The sequence below is a fragment of the Saliphagus sp. LR7 genome, assembly GCF_003344565.1.
GTDB classification, from domain to species: domain Archaea; phylum Halobacteriota; class Halobacteria; order Halobacteriales; family Natrialbaceae; genus Saliphagus; species Saliphagus infecundisoli.
In genome coordinates, this window is sequence record NZ_QPND01000010.1 from 90,082 (window position 1) to 109,737 (window position 19,656).

The 19,656-nt window shown below is 68.2% G+C and carries 25 protein-coding genes and 1 tRNA gene; 14 read left to right on the forward strand and 12 right to left on the reverse strand.

Going from position 1 to position 19,656, the window contains the following annotated elements; genetic code table 11:
- Nucleotides 1–2 precede the first annotated feature (2 nt).
- Genes DVH23_RS14375 through DVH23_RS14400 form a run of 6 tightly spaced genes read right to left on the reverse strand, consistent with a single transcriptional unit; the run spans nucleotide 3 to nucleotide 8,218 of the window.
- Nucleotides 3–422, reverse strand: a complete 420-nt coding sequence (locus DVH23_RS14375) for a NusA-like transcription termination signal-binding factor (RefSeq protein WP_114578125.1) — start codon at nucleotides 420–422, stop codon at nucleotides 3–5.
- On the reverse strand, nucleotides 422–1,633 hold the full coding sequence (gene rpoA2, locus DVH23_RS14380; protein WP_114578126.1) for a DNA-directed RNA polymerase subunit A'': 1,212 nt from the start codon (nucleotides 1,631–1,633) through the stop codon (nucleotides 422–424). Before rpoA2 ends, DVH23_RS14375 begins: the two co-directional genes overlap by 1 nt.
- Nucleotides 1,626–4,556, reverse strand: a complete 2,931-nt coding sequence (locus DVH23_RS14385; RefSeq protein ID WP_114578127.1) for a DNA-directed RNA polymerase subunit A' — start codon at nucleotides 4,554–4,556, stop codon at nucleotides 1,626–1,628. Before DVH23_RS14385 ends, rpoA2 begins: the two co-directional genes overlap by 8 nt.
- A gap of 9 nt (nucleotides 4,557–4,565) precedes the next feature.
- On the reverse strand, nucleotides 4,566–6,398 hold the full coding sequence (gene rpoB / locus DVH23_RS14390) for a DNA-directed RNA polymerase subunit B (protein ID WP_114578128.1): 1,833 nt from the start codon (nucleotides 6,396–6,398) through the stop codon (nucleotides 4,566–4,568).
- A gap of 1 nt (nucleotide 6,399) precedes the next feature.
- Entirely contained in the window at nucleotides 6,400–7,989 is a 1,590-nt protein-coding gene (locus tag DVH23_RS14395) for a DNA-directed RNA polymerase subunit B'' (RefSeq protein ID WP_114578129.1), read from the reverse strand.
- Between the two features lies 1 nt (nucleotide 7,990).
- On the reverse strand, nucleotides 7,991–8,218 hold the full coding sequence (locus tag DVH23_RS14400) for a DNA-directed RNA polymerase subunit H (RefSeq protein ID WP_114578130.1): 228 nt from the start codon (nucleotides 8,216–8,218) through the stop codon (nucleotides 7,991–7,993).
- A 307-nt stretch (nucleotides 8,219–8,525) separates the two neighbouring features.
- Here DVH23_RS14400 and DVH23_RS14405 point away from each other — a divergent pair.
- The 3 genes from DVH23_RS14405 (at nucleotide 8,526) to DVH23_RS23585 (ending at nucleotide 9,382) form a co-directional block, all read left to right on the forward strand.
- Nucleotides 8,526–8,598 (forward strand) — tRNA-Asp (locus DVH23_RS14405).
- A 109-nt stretch (nucleotides 8,599–8,707) separates the two neighbouring features.
- Nucleotides 8,708–9,136 carry a group I intron-associated PD-(D/E)XK endonuclease gene (locus tag DVH23_RS14410; RefSeq protein WP_114578131.1) on the forward strand — a complete coding sequence of 143 codons (429 nt, stop codon included), beginning with the start codon at nucleotides 8,708–8,710 and terminating at the stop codon, nucleotides 9,134–9,136.
- 105 nt (nucleotides 9,137–9,241) lie between these two features.
- Nucleotides 9,242–9,382 (forward strand): hypothetical protein, encoded by a 141-nt coding sequence (locus DVH23_RS23585; protein WP_157972405.1) that lies wholly within the window; start codon nucleotides 9,242–9,244, stop codon nucleotides 9,380–9,382.
- Between the two features lie 174 nt (nucleotides 9,383–9,556).
- Here DVH23_RS23585 and DVH23_RS14415 read toward each other — a convergent pair whose 3' ends face one another.
- The 4 genes from DVH23_RS14415 to DVH23_RS14430 all read right to left on the reverse strand — a co-directional run bounded on the left by DVH23_RS14415 (nucleotide 9,557) and on the right by DVH23_RS14430 (nucleotide 12,132).
- Nucleotides 9,557–10,309, reverse strand: coding sequence for a protein-L-isoaspartate O-methyltransferase (locus DVH23_RS14415; protein WP_114578132.1), 753 nt, complete (start codon nucleotides 10,307–10,309; stop codon nucleotides 9,557–9,559).
- A gap of 48 nt (nucleotides 10,310–10,357) precedes the next feature.
- Complete coding sequence (locus DVH23_RS14420; protein WP_114578133.1) at nucleotides 10,358–10,984, reverse strand: protein-L-isoaspartate(D-aspartate) O-methyltransferase; 627 nt, start codon at nucleotides 10,982–10,984, stop codon at nucleotides 10,358–10,360.
- Between the two features lie 11 nt (nucleotides 10,985–10,995).
- Complete coding sequence (locus tag DVH23_RS14425; RefSeq protein ID WP_114578134.1) at nucleotides 10,996–11,661, reverse strand: HVO_0476 family zinc finger protein; 666 nt, start codon at nucleotides 11,659–11,661, stop codon at nucleotides 10,996–10,998.
- A 72-nt stretch (nucleotides 11,662–11,733) separates the two neighbouring features.
- On the reverse strand, nucleotides 11,734–12,132 hold the full coding sequence (locus DVH23_RS14430; RefSeq protein WP_232833766.1) for a UPF0146 family protein: 399 nt from the start codon (nucleotides 12,130–12,132) through the stop codon (nucleotides 11,734–11,736).
- A 39-nt stretch (nucleotides 12,133–12,171) separates the two neighbouring features.
- On the opposite strand from DVH23_RS14430, the gene DVH23_RS14435 reads away from it, so the two are divergent.
- On the forward strand, nucleotides 12,172–12,699 hold the full coding sequence (locus DVH23_RS14435) for an archaemetzincin family Zn-dependent metalloprotease (protein ID WP_114578135.1): 528 nt from the start codon (nucleotides 12,172–12,174) through the stop codon (nucleotides 12,697–12,699).
- A gap of 24 nt (nucleotides 12,700–12,723) precedes the next feature.
- On the forward strand, nucleotides 12,724–13,437 hold the full coding sequence (locus DVH23_RS14440; RefSeq protein WP_114578136.1) for a hypothetical protein: 714 nt from the start codon (nucleotides 12,724–12,726) through the stop codon (nucleotides 13,435–13,437).
- 28 nt (nucleotides 13,438–13,465) lie between these two features.
- On the opposite strand, the gene DVH23_RS14445 is transcribed toward DVH23_RS14440, so the two are convergent.
- The gene (locus DVH23_RS14445) at nucleotides 13,466–13,645 is read right to left on the reverse strand and encodes a hypothetical protein (RefSeq protein ID WP_114578192.1); all 180 of its coding nucleotides are present in this window, start codon (nucleotides 13,643–13,645) and stop codon (nucleotides 13,466–13,468) included.
- A gap of 96 nt (nucleotides 13,646–13,741) precedes the next feature.
- On the opposite strand from DVH23_RS14445, the gene DVH23_RS14450 reads away from it, so the two are divergent.
- The 8 genes from DVH23_RS14450 (at nucleotide 13,742) to DVH23_RS14485 (ending at nucleotide 18,650) form a co-directional block, all read left to right on the forward strand.
- Nucleotides 13,742–13,915, forward strand: coding sequence for a protein translocase SEC61 complex subunit gamma (locus tag DVH23_RS14450; protein WP_114578137.1), 174 nt, complete (start codon nucleotides 13,742–13,744; stop codon nucleotides 13,913–13,915).
- Complete coding sequence (locus DVH23_RS14455) at nucleotides 13,915–14,352, forward strand: transcription elongation factor Spt5 (RefSeq protein ID WP_114578138.1); 438 nt, start codon at nucleotides 13,915–13,917, stop codon at nucleotides 14,350–14,352. The genes DVH23_RS14450 and DVH23_RS14455 overlap by 1 nt, the downstream gene beginning before the upstream one ends.
- A gap of 172 nt (nucleotides 14,353–14,524) precedes the next feature.
- On the forward strand, nucleotides 14,525–14,968 hold the full coding sequence (locus DVH23_RS14460; protein ID WP_114578139.1) for a hypothetical protein: 444 nt from the start codon (nucleotides 14,525–14,527) through the stop codon (nucleotides 14,966–14,968).
- Nucleotides 14,958–15,305 (forward strand): HalOD1 output domain-containing protein, encoded by a 348-nt coding sequence (locus tag DVH23_RS14465; RefSeq protein WP_157972406.1) that lies wholly within the window; start codon nucleotides 14,958–14,960, stop codon nucleotides 15,303–15,305. Before DVH23_RS14460 ends, DVH23_RS14465 begins: the two co-directional genes overlap by 11 nt.
- A gap of 110 nt (nucleotides 15,306–15,415) precedes the next feature.
- Complete coding sequence (locus tag DVH23_RS14470; RefSeq protein WP_114578140.1) at nucleotides 15,416–15,664, forward strand: hypothetical protein; 249 nt, start codon at nucleotides 15,416–15,418, stop codon at nucleotides 15,662–15,664.
- Between the two features lie 96 nt (nucleotides 15,665–15,760).
- A complete protein-coding gene (locus tag DVH23_RS14475; protein ID WP_114578141.1) occupies nucleotides 15,761–16,525 on the forward strand; it encodes a PHP-associated domain-containing protein in 765 nt (254 codons plus the stop codon).
- 62 nt (nucleotides 16,526–16,587) lie between these two features.
- Nucleotides 16,588–17,958, forward strand: a complete 1,371-nt coding sequence (locus DVH23_RS14480) for a hypothetical protein (RefSeq protein WP_114578142.1) — start codon at nucleotides 16,588–16,590, stop codon at nucleotides 17,956–17,958.
- A 74-nt stretch (nucleotides 17,959–18,032) separates the two neighbouring features.
- Nucleotides 18,033–18,650, forward strand: coding sequence for an SPW repeat protein (locus DVH23_RS14485; RefSeq protein WP_114578143.1), 618 nt, complete (start codon nucleotides 18,033–18,035; stop codon nucleotides 18,648–18,650).
- An 8-nt stretch (nucleotides 18,651–18,658) separates the two neighbouring features.
- Here DVH23_RS14485 and DVH23_RS14490 read toward each other — a convergent pair whose 3' ends face one another.
- Nucleotides 18,659–18,904: a hypothetical protein gene (locus tag DVH23_RS14490; protein WP_114578144.1), complete on the reverse strand. Its 246-nt coding sequence runs from the start codon at nucleotides 18,902–18,904 to the stop codon at nucleotides 18,659–18,661.
- 181 nt (nucleotides 18,905–19,085) lie between these two features.
- Here DVH23_RS14490 and DVH23_RS14495 point away from each other — a divergent pair, with 181 nt between their 5' ends.
- Entirely contained in the window at nucleotides 19,086–19,634 is a 549-nt protein-coding gene (locus DVH23_RS14495; RefSeq protein ID WP_114578145.1) for a hypothetical protein, read from the forward strand.
- Nucleotides 19,635–19,656 lie beyond the last annotated feature (22 nt).

The window sequence follows — 19,656 nt, forward strand, 5'->3', positions numbered from 1 at the left end:
GCCTACGCCAGCTGGACGTCGTCGATCCCGAAGTGGCGATCGGCGAGCGTCCGGGCGGCCTCGATCGTCTCGCCGTCGGCCCCGATAGCGACGCCGCGGTCCTCGCGTGCGACCTCGACGTAGGCGACGGTGTCGTCGTTCTCGCTGACCGTGACGTTGTACACCGCCGCCGGAGCCAGGGCGTTGGCGACGAACTCCTCGGCGGTCTCGGCGGATTCGATCAGCCGGACCTCTCGCCCGACGGCCTCCTCGAAGCGCTCGACGTGGCTCCCTTGCGGGCCGATCGCCTCGCCCATCTCCCCGCGGGTGACGACGATCAGCAACCGGTCGTCGCCCACGATGCAGTCCCGGCCGGTCGCACCGGTGACGTCCTCGAAGCGCGCGAGGTGTCGGCGGGCGTCGTCGCCGAGCGTGACCGCCATCAGCGCCCGGTCGATCCCATCCGGAGGTCGACGTCGCCGGTGCCGAGCTTGATCGGTTTCCCGACGATGACGTTCTCGGTGACGCCGTTCAGATCGTCGACCTCGCCGTGGATCGCCGCGTTCAGCAGGTGGTTGACGGTGACCTCGAACGCCGCACGCGCGAGCACGGAGTCCTTGCTTCCCGAGATGCCGTGACGGCCGATCGACTCGATCTCGCCACGATTGGTCATGATGTCCGCGACGAGCATCAGGTGACGGACGTTGACGTTCTCCAGACCCTGCTCTTTGAGCGTGTCGTTGGTCTCCTCGATGATCGTCTCGCGGGCGGCCTCGATGCCGAGGTTGCGGTGGATCTCGTGGATGTTGTTACAGGTCGACCGGGAGGCGTCGACGCCCTCGATCGAGAGCACGTCGCCGAACGCCGATCCCTCGGTGTAGAGGACGAACTCCTCGCCGTCGTCTACCTCCTCCCGGCGGATCACGACCCGGGAGACCTCCTCGATCCCCTTGAACGTGATCTCTCGAAGCTCCTCGACCAACTGCAGCAGATCGCGGTAGGAGGGCTCTTCGGGGCCGAACTCGACGGCCGTCCCGTTCTGGACGGTCTCGACGCCCAGCGAGTCCTCGATGATCTCGGCGACCTCCTCGGGCGTGATCATCCGCTCCTCTAAGGTGTCGCGGTTCAGCGATATCTGGACGCGCATGTCCGCGACGTTCGTCGAGACGTCCCCGAGCGCGAGGATCTTCGTCGCCTCGATCTTCCAGACGACCTCGTGGGCCTTCTCGCGTTCGGTCGCGTACTCGTCTTCCAGATAGACCGTCATCATCGGCGTATCCGGAGTCTTCCGGGCGTCGACGAGTTCGATCAGTCGCGGGAGGCCCTGGGTGACGTCGATCTCGGCCACGCCGGCGTAGTGGAACGTGTTCATCGTCAGCTGGGTCCCCGGCTCGCCGATCGACTGGGCCGAGACGGTGCCGACGGGATCGAGGGGATCGACCCGCGTGTCGAGATACCGGGCCTCGACCGCGCGCGCGATCTCGTCGGCCTCCTCGACGGTGACGTCCTCGCGGGACTCGACGGTCCCGTAGACCTCGTCTTTCAGCCGGCGGGGGAGATCGGTGTCCTCGACGACGGCGACGACGTCGTCGCTGACGTCGTAGCCGCTGCCGGGTGCGCCCCCGGCGCCGACCGCCGAGCGCGACTCAGTCATCGGAGGTCACCTCCGTCCCCGGCCGGTCCATCCGACGGCTGTCGGCGTGCTCCGAGAGGTTCGTCGCCTCCGAACCCGCCTCGAGGAACTCGTGGCGTCCCTCGCCGTCGAACTCCGAGTCGAGGACGCGGTCGGTGATCGCGTCGACGTCGATCTCGTTGTCGTCGTCGTAGGAGACCAGCGTCGGCGAGGTACCGTCCTCGCCGAACTCGAACTGGACGATCGTGTCCGAGGTGTCCCGGACCGTGCCGTCGTACTGGGCCTCGAGCTCCGACAGCGCGTTGATCAGCCGGCGCTGGAGGTAGCCCGACTTCGACGTCCGGACCGCGGTGTCGACCAGCCCCTCGCGGCCGCCCATCGCGTGGAAGAAGAACTCCCGCGGGGAGAGCCCCGAGGTGTAGGAGTTCTCGACGAACCCGTGGGCTTCGGCCGAGAGGTCGTTGGGCTTGTAGTGGCTCAGGGTACGGTCCTCGTACCCCCGGTTGATCCGCTCGCCGCGCACTGCCTGCTGGCCGACGCAGCCGGCCATCTGGGTCAGGTTGAGCATCCCGCCGCGGGCACCCGACTCGGCCATCACGACCGCCGGGTTGTCGTCCTCGAAGTGCTCCTCGGCGATGTCGCCGGCGTTCTCGCGGACCCGCGAGAGGGTCTGCATGATCTTCATCTCGAGGGTCTCGTCGATCGTCCGCCCGGGCAGGCTCTCCAACTCGCCGGCCTCGTAGGCCGCGATCAGGTCGCCGACCTGGTCGTAGGCGTCGGCGACGGTCTCGTCGATCCGGGCTTCGGCTTCGTCCGGGATCGTCTCGTCGTCGATCCCGATCGAGAACCCGAAGTGCATGATCGCCCGCATCGCCAGCGTCGAGACCTCGTTGATGAAGATCCGCGAGCGGGTGTTGCCGTACTGTTTCGTGATGGTGTCGACGATCTCGCCGCCGAACTCGCCGACGCCCTCGGAGTCGATCGTCCCCGAGGCGTGCTGGCCGTCCTCGATGACGACCGTGTCGCCGGACTCGCTCGTGAACTCGAGGTCGAGCCCGTCGGGCAGGAGCTCCGAGAAGATCGTCCGGCCGGTCCAGTAGGGTTCGCCGTCCTCGTCCGTGCCGCTCGGTTCGGGTGGCTCGTCGATCCGGGTCGCCCGCAGCAGGTCGAGGACCTGGGTCTCGTTGAAGCTGGGGTTCTCGTGGGTCAGCAGATAGGTCCCCGAGATGTGGTCCTGGATCGCGCCGATAATGTTGCCACCGAAGCGGGGGCTGAGGATCTGCTCTTGGACCCGCATCAGCACGCGGGCCTCCGCACGGGCCTCCTCGTTCTGGAGGGCGTGCATGTTCATCTCGTCGCCGTCGAAGTCGGCGTTGTACGGCGGGCAGACAACGGTATTCAGCCGGAACGTCTTGTACGGCATCACGACGACCTCGTGGGCCATGATGGACATCCGGTGGAGCGACGGCTGGCGGTTGAAGATCACGATGTCGCCGTCGGTGAGGTGGCGGTTGACCTCCCAGCCAGCATCGACCTTTTCGGCCAACTCCTCGCAGTTCTTCTCGGTCACCTTCAGCCGGCGGCCGTCCGGCCGTCGGACGTAGTTCGCGCCGGGGTGGCCCTCGGGACCGTTGGTGACGTACCGGCGGGCCTCGGGGACGTTTCGCTCGGTGACGTTCATCGTCTGGGTCATCTCGCTTGCGACCCGTTCGGGGACGCCGACTTCGTTTAGACTAAGGGTCGGGTCCGGACTGATCACCGTACGAGCGGAGAAGTTCACGCGCTTTCCGGACAGCGAGCCACGGAAGCGCCCCTCCTTGCCCTTCAGGCGCTGGGAGAGCGTCTTGAGCGGCCGGCCGGAACGGTGTCGGGCCGGCGGCGTCCCGCTGATCTCGTTGTCCATGAACGTCGTCACGTGGTACTGCAGCAGTTCCCAGAGGTCCTCGATGATGAGCTGGGGAGCACCTGCCTCCCGGTTCTCCATGAACCGCTGGTTGATCCGGATGATGTCGACCAGCTTGTGGGTGAGGTCGTCCTCGGATCGCTGGCCGTTGTCGAGCGTGATCGAGGGCCGTGCGGTTACGGGCGGTACCGGGAGCACGGTTAGGATCATCCACTCCGGCCGGGATCGTTCGGCGTTGATCCCCAACACTTCGATGTCCTCGTCGGGAATGTTCTCGAACCAGTCCCGGATGTCGCTCGGCATCAGCTTGTTCGTGTCCTCGTCGGTGAGGTCGATGTCCAGAGCCTTCTCGATGGCCTTGCGCTGGCTCTCGCGCGGGCGGAACGACCCCGAAAGGATCTCGTTGATCCGCGAGAGCTCGATCTCGGTCTCGGCGGCGAGCTCGTCGGGCGTCGTCCGCTCGACGCCCGCCTCCTCGTCGCCCTGCATCGCGCCCGCGATGCGCTGGGAGAACTCGCTCGTGAGGACCTGCTGGACCTCGTAGTAGGTCGTCGGCTTCTCGTGGTCGATGTCGTACTGGACCTCGCCACAGAACGGACAGCGGTCCTTCTTTCTGGCCTGGCGGATCGCGGCCTTCGTCACGTCGTTGAGGTCGCGGCCGAGCTTTCTCGACTGGTCTAGGTCGCCGAGGAACTCCTCGCGTTCGTCCTCGGTGAGAAGCAGGCGCGAACACTCCCGGCACGTGCCTCGCAGAAGCCGGCGGATCAGCTTCGTGAAGCCGACGTGGATGACGGGAGCGGCGAGTTCGATGTGGCCGAAGTGGCCGTTACACGACCCCGAATGCTTCCCGCAGGTCTTACACTCCAGGCCGGGGTCGATGACGCCCAGCCGAGGATCCATCAGCCCCATGTCGATGGGGAAGCCGTCGTCGTCGTAGGTGTCGGCCGTGATGATCTTCGTCGCCGACATCTCCCGGTACTCCTCGGGCTCCATCAGCCCGAAGTCGATCGATCCGATGTCCTTCGGTGTGCTGTGTTGCATCATGGTAGGTTAGACCGCATCCTCGAGTTCGAGCCGGGGTGCGATGCCGAGGGCCTTCATCTCGTCTAGGAGGAGCTTGAACGCGTAGCTCATCTCGATCCGGTGGATGTCGGTTTCCTCCTCGCAGTTCGGACAGTAGACCCGCCGTTGCTCGACGTTCTCGACCGCCGCCATCCCGCAGTTCCCACAGACGTGGATCTCCTCGCGGTCGGACTCGTCGAGCAGTCGCTCTTTCAGCGTCATCGCCGCGCCGTGGCCGATGAAGACGTCGCGCTCCATCTCCCCGATCCGGAGGCCGCCCTCGCGGGCCCGGCCCTCGGTGGGCTGGCGCGTAAGCACCTGGACCGGCCCCCGCGAGCGGGCGTGGAGCTTGTTCGAGACCATGTGGTAGAGCTTCTGGTAGAAGATCACGCCGACGAAGATCTCGGCCTCGATCTTCTCGCCGCTGACCCCGGAGTACATCGTCTCCTTGCCCGCCGAATCGAAGCCGTTGTCCTCGAGACCTTTCCGGAGTTCGTCCTCGTCCTCGCCGAGGAACGGGGTGCCGTCGACGCGACGACCCTCCATCGCGCCGAGTTTCCCGCCGATCATCTCGAGGATGTGGCCGACGGTCATCCGGGAGGGCAGCGCGTGGGGATTGAGCACGAGGTCCGGTACCACACCTTCCTCGGTAAACGGCATGTCCTCCTGGGGCGCGAGGTGGCCGATGACGCCCTTCTGGCCGTGGCGGCTGGCGAACTTGTCCCCGAGTTCGGGGACGCGCTCGTCGCGTACGGAGACCTTCGAGAGCTTCGAGCCGTCCTCGCCCTCCATCAGCGTCACGGTGTCGACGACGCCCGACTCGCCCGACCGCATCGTCACGCTCGTCTCGCGGCGCTTTTGTGGGCTGAGGCCGCCCATGTCGTCGGGCTCCTCCAGGAACCGTGGCGGGGAGGTCTTGCCCAACAGGACCGAGTTCTCGTCGACGGTCGTCTCGGGGTTGACGAGGCCGTCCTCGTCGAGATGGGTGTACGCTTCCTCGCCGCGGGCGCCCCGGACGTCCTGGGAGGGGATCTCGAAGCGGTCCTCCTGGCCGCCCGGATACCGGCGTTCCTCGCCCTCGTAGGTCCGGAAGAAGTGCGACCGCGCGAGCGCGCGTTCGACGCTGGCCTTGTTCATCACCAGCGCGTCCTCGATGTTGAACCCCTCGTAGGACATGACGGCGACGACGAAGTTCTGGGCCGCGGGCCGGTCGTCGAAGCCGATCTGTTCGGTCGTCTGCGTTTTGACCATCGACAGCTGCGGGTAGTGAAGGAGGTGCTGGCGCGTGTCCGGCCGGATCCGGTAGTTCGCCGAAGGCAGTCCAAGCGACTGCTTGACCATCCCCGCCCCCATCGTAATTCGGGGGGAGGCGTTGTGTTCGGGGTAGGGAATCATCCCGGCACCGATCCCGAAGATCAGTTGGGGATCGATCTCGAGATGGGTGTGATCGTCCTCTAGATCGTCCTCGTCGACGGCGACGTAGATGTCCTCTTCCTCCTCGGCGTCGATGAACTCGATATATCCCTGTTCGACGAGTTCCTCGAACTCCATGTCGCCGTTGCGGACCGCTTCGATCTCGGCGCTGGTGATCCGGGGTTCGCCGTTCTCGACGACCAGCAGCGGGCGGCGCGCCCGACCGGCGTCGGCATTGACGATGACCTCCCGGGTCCGTTCTTTGACCGAGACGTTCACCATGTCGCTTATCTCGCCGACCCGACGCGACTCGCGGATCTGGTCCGCCAGTTCCTCCGGGTCCGGATGGGTCCCCACCAGCGACCCGTTGACGTACACCTTCGCCTCTCGTTGTTGTTGGCTTGCCATGTCAGTCGTCCGCCGGCGTCCGGGCGGTGTTCTCGAGTCCGGGGATCCCCTCGACCCCCATCGACGCCAGTTCTCGTTTGAGTTCCTGTTCGTCCTCGACGTTCTGTGAGAGCTCCATCGCCTGCGCGAAGTTCTTCACCAGCCCACAGTTGGGCCCCTCCGGTGTCTCGGAGGGGCAGATCCGGCCCCACTGGGTCGCGTGGAGGTCACGCGCCTCGAAGTGGGGCTGGCTGCGCGAGAGGGGCGACCGCAGCCGCCGCAGGTGGCTGAGGACTCCCATGAAGTCGGTCCGGTCGACCAGCTGCGAGACCCCCGAGCGCCCGCCGACCCAGTTGCCCGTCGCGATCGGATGCTCCAGACGTTCGGTCAGCACGTCCGAGCGGACCACCGTCGACACCGAGAGGTTCCGGTTTCGCATGTTCGCCCGCTCTAACTGGTACTTCACGTCCCGCGAGAGTTTGTTGAGCGCCGTCCGGAACAGGTCTTTCATCAGGTCGCCGCTCACCTTCAGACGCTTGTTGGCGTAGTGGTCCTTGTCGTCGGACTCCCGCCGCCCGAGCGCGAGCTCGAAACAGGCCTCGGCCATCCGACAGAGGTAGTGGGCCTTGTTGATCCGGACGTCCTCCTCGTCGACGCCCTCCTCGTGGAGGTGGGGAAGGAGATACCGGTCGATGACGTAGTTCGCGCGCTTGAGCTGGTAGTTCTTCCCCTGGCCCGAGGCGACCCGCTTGCCGAGGGTCTCGATGGCCTCCTCCTCGGTCTGGACCTCGGCCATCTCTAAGTTCTCGAGCATGTACTTGACGATCTCGGGGTCGTTCGAGACCTTGTGGACGATCTCCTCGTCGCTCTCGAGTCCGAGCGCCCGCACGAGGGTCACGAAGTCGACCGAGCCCGACACCGAGGGGAACGAGACCTCGAGCAGGCCGTCGCGGGTGCGCTCACAGAGCACGAGCGCACGATACCCCCGGCGCTGGGAGAAGGTCTTTGCGACCTGGATCTCGTCGCCGTACTTGCTGTCGTACTCCGCGAGGATCTTGTTCGGCGCCAAGTCCTCGCTGGTCATCAGCACGCGCTCGGAGCCGTTGACGATGAAGTAGCCGCCGGGGTCGGCGGGGTCCTCGCCGATGTCGATCAGCTCCTCGTCCGAAAAGCCCGCGATGTTGCACTTCTCGGAGCCGACCATGATCGGCATCCGGCCGATCTTCGTCTCCGTCGAGTCGACGACCCGCTCTTCTTCCTCCTCGCCGCCCTTGACGATCGACATCTCCATGAAGACGGGCGCCGAGTAGGTGATGTTCCGGAGGCGGGCCTCCTGGGGGTAGAGCAGTTCCTCGCTACCGTCGGCCTCCCGCACGCGGGGCGTGACGATCCGGACGTCGCCGAGTTCGACGTAGACGGGCTCCTCGCCCTCCTTGTCGCCGATTTCGGTGTCGATCGTCTCCTTCTCGTCGACGACCCGCTGCATGCCCCGGTTCAGGAAGGCGTTGAACGAGCGGTAGTGGTGTTCGGCGAGTCGTTCCCGCGAGAAGTACTCTCGAGAGATGTCGCGCCGGGCGCCCTGATCGACGTCGTAGTCGCCGTCGGCCGCCATCTCAGTCCACCACCAGTCGGTAGACGACCGCCTGATCGGCCGTCCGGGAGTCTCGCACGATCTTGACGACGTCTCCCATCTCGGCCTCGTCGGGAAGCGCCGGGTCCGTGCGTTTTATCTTCGGCAGGTCGGTGCGATCGATGTCGTACTCCTCGAGGACGTCCTCTAGGATCTCCTCGTCGAGGACGGTGTGCTCGGGGACGAGTTCGTGTTGGCTTACGTCTACCATGTATGGGTGTCACCGCGGTGGATGCTGGTCTCGGCTACCGGGGGAGAAGGTGCTGTCACGGGATACTACAGCAGCATACCGTCGGCAGGCATTTAACGGTTACTAACTGACTCGGCTGCGGTGCTATCCGACCGGCGATCCCGGTCGGGGATCGGGCACGTCCCACCTACGCCGTTCGGGCATATATCCCTTTGGGCACCGACGGACGAAGCGAGTCCACGCGCGGATCCGGATGGGCGCCCCGCCGTACCACACCGGCGTCGATTGGAAAGCCTTAATACTCGGACACCGATACCTGAAACTGCGAGCCCGGATGGTGTAGTGGCCCATCATACGACCCTGTCACGGTCGTGACGCGGGTTCAAATCCCGCTCCGGGCGTTCTCTCTCGACTTCTCGGATCCGTTCCGTTCGTCCGTTGCCGGTCGTGAGACGTGGGAGAGTCGATCCGTCTCTTTATACGTGATCGGAAAACCAGTCTCCCCGACCGATGGCGAACACGAAACAGACGGGGGACGAAACGGAGGCAAAACTCATCGCCGCGTTGGTCGAACGAGGATACTCCGTGTCGGTCCCGTTCGGGGACAACGACAAATACGACCTGATCCTCGACACCGGAACGGAGCTGTTTCGCGTCCAGTGTAAGACCGGCTGGATCGAGGACGACGTGGTCCGGTTCAAGACGGCGAGCAAGACGACGTCCGACGGCCAGGTCGAACTCGTCGGCTACGGCGGCTCCGCCGACGCGTTCGCCGTCCGATGTAAGGAAACCGACGCCCGTTACTGGGTTCCGGTCGATGCGGTCGGCAGACGCAATACGTATCTCCGCCTCTCCGAACCGGAGATCGACCACCCGAGCGTCAACCGGGCCGACCGGTATCGGTTCGACGCCAACCTCCCGGAGCGGGAGGACGGCTGATCGACCTCACTCCGAGATGAACTCGAGAGGCGTCACTGGCTCGAGTCCCCGTTTCTCGAGAAAGCCCTCGAGGAACTCCACGCGCTCGCCGATCTCCCCGGGGCGGTGGGAGTCGGTGCCGACGGCGACCGGGACATCGTACTCAAGGAGGGCCTCAAGGAACTCGGGGTCGGGGTGGACGACCCCCTTGAGGCCGGCTTCCGCTGCGGCCTCGACATGCGGGGGAGAAAGCGACCGTCGGAGTAGTTCGAGTGGACGTGGGCGTCGAACACGCCCGGGGCGAGGGAGGCAGGTCGCTTAGGGGTTGGGACGGTCCTAAACAGTTTGGAGGCAGGGTTAACTCCCCGCCGACCCGACCGTCGGTCGGCGACCCCGGTCCGCGCGGACCGACGCCACCTCTTTCCCCACCCCCCTGACGCTCTACTCCCACTCGAGCCAGTCGTGTTCCCAGCCGGTCCGCGACTCGGCGCGCCGGCGGGCGTGTTCGTCGTCCTCGCGGGCCGTCCGGTCTCGTTCGATCGCCCCCGACTGTTCGCCCGAAACCAGCAGCGGCGACAGCGAGATCCGCGCTTCCCCTTCCTCGGACCCCTCGGGGTCGAAGTCTGGACCGTCGACCCGCTCGATGCGCTGGGAGCCACGACCGGGTCCCTTCGGGTAGACGAGTCGGCCGTCGTCGGCGAGTTGCTCTACGAGCGCCCCCGGAGGATCGACCGTCGCGGCCTCGACCAAGATCCGGTCGAACGGGGCGTACTCGGGGAGTCCCCGGGCGCCGTCCCGACAGTCGACGAGGACCTCGCCGTAGCCTGCCCGCCCGAGGTTCTCGCGGGCCTCGTACACCACCGGTCGAGCGATCTCGACGGCGTGGACGTTGCGCGCGCCCGCGAGTTCGGCGGCGAGCGCGACCGTGTAGCCGACGCCGGCGCCGACGACGAGCACCGAATCTCCGGGTCGGGGATCGAGTTCCCGAAGGAGGCGGGCGGCGTCGCTGGGCGAGAGCACGCGGGTCCCGAGTCGGTCGTGCTCGCGGTCGGCGTAGGCGGTTCGCTCGTCGGGGACGAACGCCTCGCGGGGGACCTCCCGCATCGCGACGGCGACGCGTTCCCCCTCGAGGACGGCCTTGGCCTCGTGCTCGAGGCCGTCGACCATGTCCTCGCGCAGTACCGCGGGGTCCATGAGCGAGCTATCGCGCCGACGCTAATCAATGCCGCGTTCGGGGTCCCCCTATCCCCGCATCCTGACGAAGCGCACGCCGCCGTGTTCGGTCCGCTCGACCGCGCCATCCTCCCCGTTCCGGAGTTCGACGAGCGTCTGGGCACCGCTCCCGACCGGCGCGAGCAGCCGGCCGCCGGGCCGGAGCTGGGAGACCAACGCGCCGGGCACCTCGGGGGCACCACACGTGAGGTAGACCGCGTCGAAGGGAGCCCGCTCGGGCCACCCCTCCCGGCCGTCGCCGACCCGAACGTCGATCGCGCCGTAGCCGGCGTCGGCGAGGGTCTCGCGGGCCTCGCTCGCGAGGGCCTCGCTGTACTCGACGCTCGCGACGTGTTCGGCGCCGACGATCTCGGCCGTGATCGCGGCGTGGTAGCCACAGCCGGTGCCGATCTCAAGGACGGACTCGCCCGGGGAGAGTTCGAGGAGGTCGGCCATGATCGCGACCATGTGGGGCGCGCTGATCGTCTGGTCGTCCCCGATCGGGAGCGGGCGATCGACGTACGCCCGGTCGCGCCGGGCGGGCGGGACGAACTCGTGGCGGGGAACCCTTCGAAGGGCCTCCACTACTCGATCGTCATCGATCCGGCCGGCGAGCCCGTCGACCAGCCGGTCCCGTTCGTGCTCGTAGTCGGGCATGGTCGGACCGGTTACCAGGCCGACCAGGCGCTGCTCGTGTCGTCGTAGGCGTACACCCGCTTTGCGTCCTTGGCGGCGACCGCGTCGCCGTCCTGTTCGAACCGCGTCGTCCAGTAGCCGGTCGCATCCTCGCGGACGACGATCGCGTCGACGGTGAACTCGTCGTCGCCGAACCCCTCGCTCTCCCCGACGGTAAAGTCGTAGTCGCCCGGCACGTGGACCGTCACGCTCCGGCTGTCGTCGCGGCTCCCGTCCTGGGGGTGGACCGTGACGTCGACGGAGACGTTGTCTATCTCGCGGCTCCAGACCGTCTCGACGTCCTCCGCGACTGCAGAGTCGAAGCGTTTCTCGCCTTCGCCCTCGAGGCTCGTCACCCGCACGGTCGAGAGCACCTCCTCGGTCTCGACGAGGAACTCGTCGCCGACCTCGATGGTCTCCTCGGCGGGCGTCGTCACGTTCGCGCTGAAGGACTCGCCGTCCTGGGAGACAATCACGTCGAGGCTCCGCTCGCGGGTGCGTTCGGGCTGGATCTTGTGGACGTGGCTGCAGTCGCTACAGCGGACCGTGAGATCGCCGCCGCCCGAGGAGAGGACCTCGTGGACGGTCTCGGCGTCGGGCGAACAGGCGGGGCAGGCCGCCGGAAGCCGGTCCGGCGTCTCGCTCGCTGTCGGTGTCATACCCTCGATACAGGCTACGGCCCTAAAAGCCGATTGGGAGCCCCGCCGGCCGGAAAGCCAGAGTCGCCCGGGTCAGGGCCCGCCGCGCTCGGCGGGCGCGTACAGCGTTTCGCCGCCGACGCTCCTCTGGTCGGCGGGGATCGCCGGCCCGTCGCCTCCCAGGGTCGTAAAGCGAAACTCCGCGCCGACCGCCCGGGCGACGTCGCGGGCGGGCCGGTGGAGTTCGGGGGGCAGGTTGAGCGCGTAGAGCAGGTCCGCACCCTCGTACACCGAGCGCGTGGGGGAGACGACGTCGTCGATCACGAACTCGACCGCCTCGGGGACTTCCCTGGGATGGACGTCGGTCGCGACGACGGCCGTTCCCCGCTCTGCAAGCGCGTTCGCGACGTCGGTCCGGCGGCCGATCCCGACCTCGACGACGCGCTCGCGGGCCAGGCGGTCTACGATCGCCTCGTTCTCTCCGCGTGACACGGCGGGATGTTTATGCCGCGGGCGGTCTTACGGGTTTTCATGCCCGTCGATATCGTGCCGGTCGGCAACGTCTCCGCGCCCGTGACGCGGGCGGCCTCCTCGGCACTGCGGTCGATCTACGGCTGTGAGGTGACGGTCAACGACTCGCAGTCGGTTCCCGACGGCGCCTACGACACCGGCCGGAACCAGTACTGCGCGGAGAACTTCATCCAACTCGCAGAACGGGTCGGCCGCGGCGAGAAGAACATCGCGATCACGCCACTGGACCTCTTCTATCGCCGCCGGAACTACGTCTTCGGGCTCGCCTACCTCGACGGCAGCGGCAGCGTCGTCTCGACCTACCGGCTCCAGACCTCGAGCGACGGCGGACTCAGCCGAAAGAGCGAGGCCGACGTCTTCTCCGATCGCGTCCGCAAGGAGATCGTCCACGAGGTCGGCCACACCTACGGCCTCGAACACTGCGAGGACGACCGCTGCGTGATGAACTTCTCGCCGACCGTCCGGGAGGTCGACGTCAAAGGCGAGGCGCTCTGTGGGGACTGTCGCGGACTGGTCGGCCTCGACTGAGATGACTGGCGCCACAGCCCCCGGATGACCGCCGACCGATCGGACGAACTCGAGATCGAGATCGAACGCGCCGAGCGATCCGACCGCGACGCCCGCGGCTCCGACCGGGAGCCGCCCGAACGCCGCCTCGAGGACGAACTGGGGCGGATCGACCTCTCGACGACCCCCGAGGGGTACGTCGAGGGTCGGGTCGCCGCGATCGAGTCCCTCGATTCGCGAACCGTCCGCCTCGAGGTCGCCCTCCCCCACGGCCCCCGCGTCGGGTTCGATCTCGAGAAACCGATCCCGTGGTCCGAAGAGTTCCTGCTCGCCCGGATCGTCGATGACGTCGGCTACGACGCCGCCTCGGTCGGCCACCTCCGCGGGGAGACGGTCTATCTGGCCCGGACCGACGCCGGCGACGAGGGCGGGAGCCGGTGGCGGGCGTGGCTCCCGGAGGACTCGCTGGCGGCGCTTCCACCCGCGGTACGCGACCCGATCGATCGCCTGCTCGCGGCCGGGTCGCCCCGGTGGCGCCTCGTCGATCCCGCAGAACGGCCGTCACCGACCGACGGAACCGACGGGGTCTCCGCGGCGACGGCGACCGGAGCGGTCGTCGTCGGCGCCGTCCTCGCGGCCCTCGGGGCGGCCGTCGGCGCCGCGGGCGGGCTCGCCGTTCCGACGGCCGCCGTCGCCGCCGCTCTCCCCGGGCTGGTGCTCGTGGTCGCGGGCCTCGCCGTGCTCCTCGCTCGCGGGTGAACGGACGCCGCGGGTCCGGTGCCGGTCCTTACTGCTCCTCGCGCTCGTCGCGTTCCTCGGCCTCGTCCCGGGGGGCGTTCTGGGTCCCGAGGTCGCCGTCCGTGTCGGCCTCGTCGGGATCGCGGTCGATCCGCTCTAACTCGTCTTCGATCTCGGCCTCGCGTTCGGCCTCGTGCTCGTCTCGGCGGTCGGTATCGTCCTCTGCCATGGGCGAGGCGAGGGCCCCGAGGGCCATGACCGGTCGGCCGTCGTGTGCAACGGCGAGAGAGACAGATAAAAGGCGTCGGACACCGAAGCGGAGGCCATGGACGTTCCGTACGACGTGAACTCGTACGTTCGAGTGTTGAAGATGGCCTCGACGCCGTCGAGAGAGGAGTTCCTCCAGGTCTCACAGATCGCCGGCGCGGGGATTCTGCTGGTCGGGCTCATGGGCTTTCTCATCGGCGTCACGATGGGGCTGCTGACGGGTGGGTTCTAATGCCCATCTTCGCCGTCAAGACGACCGCGAGCCAGGAACAGACCGTCGCCGACATGATCATCAACCGCGAGGAAGAGGACGTCCACGCCGCGCTGGCGCCGGACTCGCTTACCTCCTACGTGATGGTCGAGGCCGAGGGCAACGCCGTCCTCGAGCGCGTCTTGGAGGACATCCCCCACGCCCGGACGATCGTTCCCGGCGAGTCGGATCTCTCGGAGGTCGAACACTTCCTCTCGCCCAAGCCGGACGTCGAGGGGATCGCCGAGGGCGACATCGTCGAACTCATCGCCGGCCCGTTCAAAGGCGAGAAGGCCCAGGTCCAGCGCATCGACGAGGGGAAAGACCAGGTGACGGTCGAGCTCTACGAGGCGACCGTTCCGATTCCGGTGACGGTCCGGGGCGACCAGATCCGCGTCTTGGACAGCGACGAACGGTAGTTCGTCGGACGGTACGAACGAGCATGGTGTGTCCGCGAGTGGCTCCGACGAGCGGTAGCGAGTCGGATCGCTCGGCGCGAATCGGGGAGCGACATCGTATCACCTCGATCGACAGTATCGCGAAACATCGGGAAGGGAAGCCGTTATGTGCCGCTCTCGAGTATGTGACGCCATGACGGACGAGTCCCAATCCGACGAGACCCGATCGTCGCTGGCGCTCGACACGGAGGGCGATCGGACGCTCTCGCCGGATCACCTCGAAATCGACCACGTCTACGAGGCGCTGGGCCACCCGCGCCGACGGTACCTCTGTTATACCCTCCTGGAGGACGCCGAGTGGTCGCTGCCCGGGCTCGCGACCAAGATCGCCGCCTGGGAGGACGGCGTCTCGACGGACGCCGTGACCGACGCCCGACGCGATCAGGTCTACGTCTCGTTGTACCACGCCCACGTCCCGAAACTCGTCGATCAAGGAGTCATCAGCTTCGACGAGGTCGAGGAGACGATCGCGGCCGCCGACCACGCCGAGCAGGTGCTGACCGTCCTCGAGGGGATCGGTGCGAGCCTCGACAGCGCACAGGAGACCCACGCCCGAAGCGAGATGGATGACGGGTAGTCCGAACGGCGACACCACCGGTCACGATCCGGGCGTGCGCCAGGTCCTCCAGCGCCACTACGATCCCGAGGAGAGCATCGAGTTCACGACCACGCTCGTCGCCGCGATCGCCGATGCCAAGGGGGTCGAGGCGACGGAGGTGGGATCGCCCCCGTTGTACGATGTCGTCGACGCCGCCGCCCTCGAAAACACCGTCTTCGGGGCGGAGACCCCCCGACGGTCCCGCCGGGGGAGCGGAACGGTCTCCTTTCGGTACGACGGCCTCGTCGTCGAGGTCGAGAGCGACGGCTGGATCCACGTGTACGAACCGGCCGGGGGCGACGAAACCGAGGAGTGACGGGGACGCGGTTCCGGACCGCGATCGGGGAGCCGGACGAACCCTGCCGGCAGGTTCCGGGGAACTCCTTTTGCGTGCGCCCGTAGGTTCCGTGAACGGATCGAACCGAAATGCGACTGTACGTCGTCGACGAACGCGGCCGCTCGGGGGTCGTCCGGAACAACCTGTCGGTCGAGGCGGCCTCGATCTCCGAGGAGGTCCACACGTTCGTGGAGGAGGTACGCCGGAACCACAACGGGGTCACGGTCGACGAACTCTCCCCGTGGCTCCCCGTCGCCCTCTACGCCAACACGTCAGTAAAGCAGGTCGAGCCGCGGCCGAACGACGACGGCCTCACCATCGAGTACCGCGGCGAGTAGCCGACCCAGGGTCTGGCCGTCCCGGAACGGGTGTGAGAGAGCGGAGCCGGCGGGAGAATAGGAACCCATAACTCGGCGGTGGCGAAACGCCACTCCGTGTCCGAACGCGACGAGTTCCGGGTCGATCCCCACGTGAAGGTCCTCACCGACCGGGTCGTCGAGCGGGCGATCGGCGCCGGCCTCGACGCGATCGTCTACGCCCCCCACTTCACCCGCCTTCCGGAGATCCGGGCCGCCGCGGCGGCGTACTCGAGCGACGACCTGCTCGTGATCCCCGCCCGCGAGGTGTTTACGGGGTCGGTCGCCGACCGGAAGCACGTGCTGGCGATCGGACTCCGCGAACCCGTCCCCGACTTCATTACGCTCGACGCCGCGATGGCCGAACTCGAGCGCCAGGGCGCCGCCGTTCTCGCGCCTCACCCGGAGTTCGCCACGGTGAGTCTGGGCCGGGAGGAGCTGGCGCGCCATCGCGAGACCGTCGACGCGATCGAGGTCTACAACCCGAAGCACCTCCCCCGGCACAACCGCCGGGCTCGGGCGATCGCCGACGCCTTCGACTACCCCCCCTTCGGCTCCTCGTACGCCCACCTGCCCTCGACGGTCGGGATCGCCTACACCGCCTTCGACCGCGCGATCGACGGCGCCGAGGGGCTGGTCGAGGCGTTTCACGACGACGCGCCCCGCCGGGTCGTCCACGAGACGGGCGTCGGCCGGTGGGCGACGACGGCCCGGGAGCTCGGCCACCTCGGCTGGGAGAACAGCTGGGAGAAGATCGAGCGGCTGTTCCTGAAGGGAATGGAGCCGACCCACCCCGACCACATCGCCTACGGCGGGGCGTTCGATGACGTCGCCGTCTACTGACCGGCGCCAGTCTGGAGAAGAGCCGGCTTTACATTTATCACCGCTCGTGCCGGAATAGGGCCATGAAGCGTCGGGCGGTGCTCGCCGCCGGCGCGGCGGCCGCGCTCGCGGGCTGTTCGGGCGACGGGAGTGACGACGCCGACGAGGGCGCCACTCAGACGGACGACACGCCCGACGGCGGGAACTCGGCGGATGACACGGCCGAAGACGGGAACGCGACGACGATCGGCGGGGACGAAAACGAGACGGCGAACGAAACCGGTAACGAGAGTCCAGAAGCGACCGGGAACGAGTCCGACGAGCCGCCGGAGTACGAGCTGGTAGTCCTCGTGATCGACGCCGAGGGCGAACCGATCGAGGGCGCGACCGTCGCCGTCGCCGAGAACGGCGAGCCGATCGACGCCTTCGAGGGCGCCGACCGGGCGACGACCGACGGGAGCGGCGCCGCCGAGGCGACCCTGCCCGAGGGGAGCTACCAGGCCGGGGCGATCGCCGGCGACCGCCAGACAGTCGAGGACGTCGAGCTTTCGGGCGACGCCCGGGTGATCCTCAGGATCGAGCCGACCGAGGCCGAACGCGCGGCCGAGGCAATCGACCGGGCGCAGTCGGAGCTCTCGGCGGCGGTCGCCGACCTCGACGACCAGAGCGGGGACGTCCTCGACGCCACCGACGAGCTCTCGACCCGACCGATCGCCGACCGGCTCTCGGCGGCGCGCCTCGCCGTCGCCGACGCCCGGGAGTTCGAGGCGACCGACGACCAGGAAGCCACGCTGTCGGCGATCGAATCCGCCGTCGCGTTCGTCCGAACCCTGCTCGAAGGCCAGCCGTGGCTCCACGGGATCGCCCGATCGGTCGACCGCCTGCTCGAGGCGCTCGGGGAGGGCGAGGACGACCGGGCGACCTACGTCGCCGAGGACGTCGCCCGCGAACTGGAGTCGGGAGCCGGACGGATCGGGGCGATCGAGGAGGCGGCTGAGGCGGCCGAAGGCGACCTCGACTCCGTCGAGGCGGTCGACTGGTCGTGGGTCGACGAGCGGCGGTCCTCCCTCGTGGCCGACGACCGGGCCGCCGGGGAGATCGCCGGGACCGTCGAGGGGCTGCTTTCGGCCGAGGAGCGCTTCGGGGAGAGCCACGAGGTGTTCGAGCGCGGGGCGTACGTGACGGCTCGCTCGTCGTTCGAGACGAGCCGGGAGGCGTTCGAGGACGTTCGGGCCGGGTTCGAGCCTCCGGAGTCGTCGGCGTTCGCCGGCGCGATCGCGGCGATCGACTGTACGGCCGCGGCGATGGCGAGGGCGGCCGATCGCTACTACTGGGCGGCCGACGCGGCACGATCGGGCGACGGAGGACGGGAGGAGGAGTACGTCGAGGCCGCCGAGGAAGCGCTCGACGAGGCGGGGGACTGCGGGCTCCGGCCGATCGGTTCCAACGCGTGATTACTCCGGAAGGGGTCGATGGAGGCGTGAAACGGTCGGCGGCGTTTTTCAGTGGTCACGCCGGAGCCCCGGACATGGCAAACGACGACACCGGCGAGCGGACCGGTACCGACGAGCGCGTGGACGAGCCCGCTGACGGCGAGTTCGGGTACGACGAACGCGAGGACGACCGCGCCGACAGCGACGTCGGAGCCGAACGGGACGACCGGTCCGGGCCGACGCCGGGCCCACAGCCCGACGGGGAGCCGATCGCGCCCGATCGGGAGCGCGGAAGGCGGGGGGACCGAGGAGGGAGCCGAGAGCGACCCGCGACCGACCGGCGTCGAACGGGGCGGATCGCGAGCGGGGTCGCCGCCCTTCTGGGCGCCTGGGTCGCCGTCTCGGCGTTCGGCTACGGGATGGGAGCGGCCGCGCTCTGGAACAACGTCCTCGTCGGCGCCGTGATCTTCCTCGGGGCCGGCTACGAGTACTACCGGGGACTGACCGGCCATCCGCCGACCCTCGGCGTCGCCGGGCTCGTCGCCCTGCTGGGGATCTGGCTGATCGTCGCCGTCGCCGCCGTCGGGCTCGCCGGCGGCGCCGCCTGGTCGACGGCCGTGGCGGGGCTGCTCGTCGCCGTCCTCTCGGGGTACGTCCTCTATGAATCCCGCGAGGCGCGTGCCGACCTCGCCGGGGAGGCAGGCGTACGGTAATCGCGAGTTTACTCCCCGAACGTCCCCTCGAGCCGGTTCAGTCGCCACTCGGCGGCGTGGTGGCGCGTCGCGACGACCGCGAACGCGACCATCGCGGCGGCGAAGCCGACGGCGACCGCGGCCGGGAGGTCGTTGGCGTAGCCGTTGGCGAGCTGGGCGGCCGCGAGCGCGAGCGGGGCGACCGAGAGCAAAAGACCGCGAGCGGGCGCGGCGAGAAAGGGCGCGAGGGTCGGGTGGCGCTCCGTCGTTGACATCGCCCTCCCTGTCGAGGGCTCACCCGTAGCCGTTTCGGTTCGGGCGCGGCCCGTGGACCGATAGGGTCGGAGGGAAGTCAGTGGACCGGCGATCGTGGCCCGTCGGTACGGTCGATCGTGACATCGTTTCCTCCGACCCGATGACCGATACGTTCTTTCCGGTCGGCTCGCAACTCCGGGTATGCGGATCCGTGACTGGCAGGACGTCGTCGCCGACGTGACCGAGCGCGACGTTGCTGCCGACGACTGGCGGGCCGTCGCCGGCGACCGTTCGGGCGGGGTCGGCGAGGACCTCTACCTCGCGCACCCGGCCGCGGGCGTCTTCTTCCTGAAGACCTACGCGAAGAACCCCTACGAGGTCAGAGGCGTCGGGAGCCGGGTCGCACGCTCGCTCGACGACGAGATCGGGAGCTTCCTCCCCGAGGAGGGGACGGGACGCTTTGCGGTCCGGTCGGCCCCCGAGGACGAGGACCACGCCAGCGAGCAGGCCAGCCGGGTCGAGGAGGTCGTCCGGGCCCACGCCGACGCGCCGACGACGCCGGGAGACATGTTCGACGACGTGATGGAGGCGATGGAGAGCCCCGCGTTCGGCCCGATGGCCTACGACCAGTACGACCGGCCCGACGAACTCGGCGAGCTATCCGAACGGTTCGAGGAGGCCGACAGGCTGCTCTCGGCCGAGCTCGACGAGCTGGTCGAGGAGGACCGCGTCGGCCGGGGCTTTAGCTGACCCGAGCCGGCCGCGAGCGCCG